The organism is Gordonia sp. 852002-50816_SCH5313054-c, assembly GCF_001665925.1.
GTDB classification, from domain to species: Bacteria; Actinomycetota; Actinomycetes; order Mycobacteriales; family Mycobacteriaceae; genus Gordonia; species Gordonia jacobaea.
Window position 1 is genome coordinate 1 of record NZ_LZTE01000071.1, and the last position, 948, is coordinate 948.

Annotated in this window: 2 protein-coding genes; both read left to right on the forward strand. The window is 66.9% G+C overall.

Going from position 1 to position 948, the window contains the following annotated elements; all coding sequences use genetic code 11:
• Positions 1-70 precede the first annotated feature (70 nt).
• Positions 71-379, forward strand: coding sequence for a transposase (locus A5788_RS24620; RefSeq protein WP_005180812.1), 309 nt, complete (start codon positions 71-73; stop codon positions 377-379).
• On the forward strand, positions 376-948 hold a 573-nt coding region (locus A5788_RS24625; protein ID WP_064870193.1), incomplete at its 3' end, for an IS3 family transposase. The genes A5788_RS24620 and A5788_RS24625, both read left to right, overlap by 4 nt.

Consider the following 948-nt stretch of genomic DNA (forward strand, 5'->3'; position numbering starts at 1 on the left):
GGGGCTGGTGCACGAGTAGGTGACATCTGATCTGGCTTGCCCTGCCGGGCGGCCTGGAAGGATGCCAGCTGTGCCCAAGCCCTATCCCCAGGAGTTCCGCGACGACGTTGTCCGCGTCGCCCAGAACCGTGAAGACGGTGTGACTCTCGAACAGATCGCTGCCGACTTCGGTATCCACCCGATGACCCTGAACAAGTGGATCCGCAAGGCCGACGTGGAGGCCGGGATCAAGCCCGGCACCACGTCGGCCGAATCGCGTGAGCTGCGCGAGGCCAAGCGGCGTGTGCGCCTGCTTGAACAGGAGAACGAGGTCTTACGCCGGGCGGCGGCGTACCTGTCCCAAGCGAATCTGCCGGGAAAAGGTGGTACCCGCTCGTGAGTGAGCTGGCCGCTGACGGCATCCCCGTCGCGGTGGCGTGTCGGGTACTCAAGATCGCTCGCCAGCCCTACTACCGGTGGCGCAAGAACCCGATCACCGACGCCGAGCTCGCCGAGGCGTACCGGGCCAACGCCCTGTTCGACGCCCACCGCGAAGACCCGGAGTTCGGCTACCGCTACCTCGCCGACGAGGCCGAAGCCGCAGGCGAGAAGATGTGCCGGCGGACGGCGTGGCGGATCTGCTCCGCCGGCGGCTGGACCAGCACCATCAGCAAGAGAGGCCGCGGCAAGCACCGCAAGGCCGGCCCGCCTGTACACGACGATCTCGTCAAGAGAGACTTCACCGCGCCCGGCCCCAACGAGCTGTGGCTGACCGACATCACCGAGCACTGGACGGCCGAGGGCAAGCTGTACCTGTGCGCGATCAAGGACGTCTACTCGGGCCGGATCGTCGGGTACTCGATCGACTCGAGAATGAAGTCCCGCCTGGCCGTGGCCGCCCTGAACAGCGCTGTCGCCAGGCGAGGGGACGTGGCCGGCTGCGTTCTGCACAGCGATAGAGGGTCTCAA